Annotated in this window: 3 protein-coding genes; 2 read left to right on the top strand and 1 reads right to left on the bottom strand. The window is 72.3% G+C overall.

The features are described from left to right. The coding region (locus ACLEQD_RS38840) for a LysR family transcriptional regulator (protein WP_410390924.1) at positions 1-281 on the bottom strand (281 nt) is incomplete at its 3' end. Positions 282-362: 81 nt separating this feature from the next. Between ACLEQD_RS38840 and ACLEQD_RS38845 the strand changes: the two genes are divergently transcribed. Together ACLEQD_RS38845 and ACLEQD_RS38850 are read left to right on the top strand one after the other, a co-directional pair. Next, a complete protein-coding gene (locus ACLEQD_RS38845; RefSeq protein WP_410390926.1) occupies positions 363-1,256 on the top strand; it encodes an NmrA family NAD(P)-binding protein in 894 nt (297 codons plus the stop codon). 189 nt (positions 1,257-1,445) lie between these two features. Continuing rightward, positions 1,446-3,794, top strand: a 2,349-nt coding sequence (locus ACLEQD_RS38850; protein ID WP_410390928.1) for a Kelch repeat-containing protein, incomplete at its 3' end; no start/stop codon positions are given.

Raw genomic sequence — 3,794 nt, forward strand, 5'->3', positions numbered from 1 at the left:
AGCTCCGCCAGCCCCCGTTGCAGCGGCGCGGCCAGCTGCTGCGCGCGCGGCGTGAGCACCATGCCGCCCCGGCCCCGGATGAGGAGCGCGTCCCCCAGCAGCTCCCGCAGCTGGGCGAGCGCATGGCTCATCGCGGACTGGGTGAGGCCCACGCGGGCGGCGGCGCGGGTGACGTGCGCCTCCTGGAGCAGCGCGTCCAGCGCCACCATCAGGTTCAGGTTGATGCCGGAGAGGTCGACCTCGGCGGGAGCCAGGGCCGGGGTTTCATGAGCGCGGCGCATGGGGACATGCATAGCATGCAGTGGCCTCATGCAGGGCGCGGGGGCACTGTTGCGCCATCTCGCTGTCGCTGGAGGCACCCCATGTCCATCGTCATCAACACCCCGAATGGAAACATCGGCCGTTCCCTCGTCCAGAAGCTGCTGAAGGCCGGCCACGAGGTCACGGTCATCTCCCGCACGCCGGAGAAGGTGGCGGACCTGGTGAAGCTGGGCGCGAAGGTGGTGCAGGGCTCCATCGACGAACAGGCCACGCTGGACGCGGCGCTGCCGGGCGCGGAGGCGCTGTTCTGGCTCACGCCGCCCGCGCCCCGTCCGGACTTCGTGGCGTGGGCCACGGCCACCGGGCGGATGGCCGCGGAGCGCGTGAAGGCGCACGGCGTGAAGCGCGTGGTGCTCATCTCCAGCGTCGGCGCGCAGAACGGGCCGGGGGCGGGGCCGGTGTCCTCGCTGAAGCCCATTGAAGAGGCCTTCCAGGCGGCGGCGCCCAACGTCGTCAGCCTGCGCGCGGGCTTCTTCATGGAGAACCTGCTGCGCGACGTGCAGGGCCTGGCGAAGGCGGGCGCCATCTTCAGCCCGAACCCGGAGACGAAGCGCTTCCCGCTGGTCGCGACGGCGGACATCGCGGCCAGGGCCGCCGAGTTCCTGACGGACGCGTCGTGGACGGGCCACCGCTACGTGGGCGTGCACGGCCCGCAGGACCTCACCTATCCGGAGGTCGCGAGCATCCTCACCCAGGTGCTGGGCCAGCCCGTGAAGTACGTGCGGGTGGGGCTGGAGGACGCGCGCAACAGCATGACGGGCGCGGGCATGCCCGCGTGGATGGCGGACAGCTACGTGGAGATGTACGGCGCCATCCAGGCCGGGCGCATGGACGCCGCGGAGCCGCGCTCGAAGGAGACGACCACGCCCACCACGCTGGCGGAGTTCGCCAGCACCGTGCTCAAGCCGGTGGTGGAGCAGGCGCGCGCGTCGTGACGACACCGCCGCGCCCGGGCGTGGGGACCCGGGTGCGACGTGACTGGTGAGGTCTGGGCTGAGGGCCAGGGAATCCAGGGGGTTGGGTCCTGGCCCGGGGATTGCGTTGAGCGCGCGCCGTTGCGCTCAACACCATCCCGTCTGGCATTGGCGCCGCGCGCCGGTGGCGGACTGACAGGCGTGCTTGTCATGAGAAGACCCGTGGTCGTGTGGCTGTGCCTGCTGCTGGGGCTGACGGCGTGTGACGATGCTGCATCGCGTTCACGTGAAGGGGTGGGAGTCACTTCGGAGTCACGGCTCCGGGAGGCCCCAGGGGACTCGGAGACGCGGCTCGTGGCGGTGCGCGCGTGGCGCGAGGCTCCGTCGGAGGCAGGGGCCCGGGCGCTGGCGCATGCGTACTTCCCGGAGTGGGCGCCCGGTGGGGATTCCCCGGCGGATGCAGCGCCGGTGGCCCTGCGCGTGAAGGTGCCGCAGACGGCCACGGGGACGCTGGAGGTGGAGAGCCAGGGCCTGACGTTCCGGGCGCGCCGCCATGCGCCGGAAGGGCAGGGCGCCCAGGCGAAGGCTCGCGCCACCGGGCCGCACTTCTGGGCGCCGGTGGGAGCGCGCTCACTGGATGCCGCGGGGCGCTGGGTGACGACCCGCGTGGAGGAGTACGACGTCGCGCCGGAGGGCGCCGCCGAGCACCGCGTGCGCTACACCGTGGAGGTGCCCGAGGGCGTCGTCGCGGTGCGCGACCTGGGGGACTACCTGGAGTTCGCGGACGCGCGGGGCGTGCCCCGGTTGCGCATGCACACGCTGGTCGCGCGCGATGCGGAAGGGCTGAGCCGCGAGGGCACGGTCCAGTTGCACGGCGGGGTGCGTGTTCCGGGCGCGGGGCCCGCGCGCTACGCGCTGTCGGGGCGCAGCCTGGACGTGGCGATGGCCGTGGACCTGCGCGGGATGCAGGGGCCCGTGGTCGTGGATCCGGGCTGGTCGTCGACCGGGAGCATGGCGTCGGTCCGGCTGAACCACACGGCGACGCTCCTGCCGTCAGGCAAGGTGCTGGTTGCAGGTGGGCGGCTGAACACCCAGAACACGACGGCGACGCGCACGGTGGAGCTCTTCGACCCCCTGACGGGAACCTGGGCGGGCGCCGCCCCCCTGTCGGACGCACGCACCTACCACTCCGCGACCCTGTTGCCCACGGGACGCGTGCTCGTGGTGGGAGGCTACTCATCGGTCTCTGATGGCATCACGACGGCCGAACTGTTCGACCCGGAGACAGGCACCTGGAGTCCCGCGGACGTGCTGACCACCGGTCGCCACCTTCACACCGCCACGCTCCTTCGCGATGGACGCGTGCTGGTGGCAGGCGGCGGCGGGTCCACGGGCGTCCGGACCGTGTCCGCCGAGTTGTTCGACCCCGAGACAGGGAGCTGGAGCCCCGCGAGCAACATGAACACGGCGCGCGCGAATGGCAGCGCAACCCTCCTCGCCTCGGGAAAGGTCCTCGTGGTGGGCGGCAACACCACGGTCAACGCCCCCGCGGAGCTGTTCGACCCCTCGACGGGGAAGTGGAGTCCCACGGGAACCCCCGTGGTCAGCCGGCAGGAGCAGACCGCGACGCTCCTTCCGGACGGGCGGGTGTTGATCGCGGGGGGCGCGACGCCAAGCAGCGACTACGTTGCATCGGCGGAGCTCTATGATCCCGCCACGGGGCTCTGGAAGGCCACGGCGTCCATGGCGACAGGCCGCCGCTGGCACAGCGCGACCTTGCAGGCCGACGGATCCGTGCTCGTGATGGGCGGAGCCTACAATTACTCCTACGTCTATTACAGCGTGACGGGCGGCTCGGAGCTCTACGTCCCTTCAACGGGGACCTGGCGGCAGGCCGGGACCCTCGTCAACGGCCGTGCGCACGCCACCGCGACGCTGCTGCCCTCGGGACGCATCCTGGCCACGGGCGGCTTCTATCAAGTCTACGGAGTTGCTCAGTCCTATCTGAACGCCTCGGAGGTGCTGGAGCCCGCCGGTCAATGGAGCCAGGCGCAGGCCTCCAGCACGCCGCGCGTGGACCACACCGTGACGCCGCTCCCCTCCGGGCAGCTCCTGGTCGCGGGTGGCCGCGATGCGACCGGCGCACTCGCGAGCGCGGACCTCTACGACCGCGCCGAGGCGCGCTGGGTGGGTGCCAGCTGGATGCTCATCCCCCGGACGCAGCACACGGCGACCCTGCTGCCCTCGGGCCGGGTGCTCGTCACGGGAGGCTCGGATGGCTTCGCGCCCATCGCCGACGCGGAGCTGTATGACGCCGCCTCCAGTCAGTGGCTGTCCGCGGGCCGGATGTCCGTGGAGCGCACCCGGCACACCGCGACGCTCCTGCCTTCCGGCAAGGTGCTGGTGGCGGGCGGCGCCAGCTACTACGGCGTCCACGCCAGCGTGGAGCTGTACGACCCGCGCAGTGGCCTGTGGACCTCCGCGAGCCCCATGGCCACGCCTCGCGCCGCGCACACCGCGACGCTGCTGCCTGGCGGCAAGGTGCTGGTCGCGGGCGGC

Origin of the sequence: Corallococcus sp. 4LFB, assembly GCF_046520365.1 — a bacterium.
GTDB lineage: Bacteria > Myxococcota > Myxococcia > Myxococcales > Myxococcaceae > Corallococcus > Corallococcus caeni.